The following is a 1123-nucleotide window of genomic DNA, read 5'->3' as shown; positions in this document are numbered from 1 at the left end:
CGAGTCGCGGGTGAACAGCAGGTTCGGCAACGGGTCGATGACGAAGTCGTGCCGGTCCATCAGCGTGTAGACGAGTCCGCCCGGTCGCTATGATCAACCCGGGCTGGGCGGGTGGGTCAGGACGTGGGGGGTGGGCAGCGGTCGGGGAGTGTGACCTGGCCGGGGCGATGGTCGAAGGTGTCCATGGTGAACCACTCGTCCAGCTCCGGGTCGAAGAGGTTCTGCAGACCGAACTGGAGCACCTGCCACCACCGGGTCGGGTCGTGCCTGTCGACGTAGATGTCACCGAGCGCCAGCGGGAACCGGAAGAACTCGCCCGGCACCGTGGAACCGCCGACGACGCCAACGCGCCAGTGGTCGACGTGCCGGTCCTTCTCCCCCTGCAGGATCTCCGGCCCCACGAAACGCGCGGTCTTCAGCTTGTCGTTGAAGATCTGCCGGTTGAAGAACCCCGGGACCTTGCTGCACGCGCGCGGCGGGAACAGCGGGATGTTCGGCCACTTGTAGGTGAGCGTGTAGAGCGTGTTCTCGTAGATCAGGTTGGTGAACCAGATCGGGTGGTCCGGGCCGCCCGCGATCATCTGACTGTTGCCGTCGCGGCCCTGCCAGGCGAACGGCACGTCGATGCCGAGGTCGCGCACGACGTACCGGCCGGTGCCCTGGAAGTCCGGCGGCAACTGCGGCGGGCGCGGCTCGGTCGGCACGCGGGTGCCGTCGCCGTCGGCCTGGGCCGCGCGGGGCAGCGGGGCCGCCGCCGGGCCGGGCGCGACCACCCCGAGCGCGAACAAGGCCCCGGCTACCGCCGCAACCACAACCCGAGGTGTACGCCTCGAAGCCATCGACCCTCCGCCGGTGTCGAAAGTGGCCGACGCCCTGCCCGCGCCCACCTCCGGCGAAGCGTAGGAGCAGGGCAAACACGAGAACGGGCGGAACGGGTGGCCTCCACCGGACGGGTGACGCCTTGGTCAACTCGTGTTTCAGGAAGGCGCGGTGTCGGGGCGCTCGGAACCCCCGGCTTCCAGGAACCCGAGTGGATCACCGGACAACGCGCCCCGACGCCGAGTTGTTGCAGCAACTGGAACAACTCGTTGCAGCTCCACACCTCGACGATCCGGCCCGCCGC

The 1123-nt window shown here is 69.2% G+C and carries 1 protein-coding gene; it reads right to left on the bottom strand.

From position 1 onward, the window contains the following. Positions 1-116 precede the first annotated feature (116 nt). A complete protein-coding gene (locus ACWER9_RS31855; RefSeq protein WP_452305325.1) occupies positions 117-812 on the bottom strand; it encodes a hypothetical protein in 696 nt (231 codons plus the stop codon). Between the last annotated feature and the right edge of the window lie 311 nt (positions 813-1123).

This window comes from Micromonospora sp. NPDC003944 (genome assembly GCF_053605225.1).
Note: the sequence above shows the minus strand (reverse complement) of the source record. Positions and strands in the feature narration are given on the sequence as shown.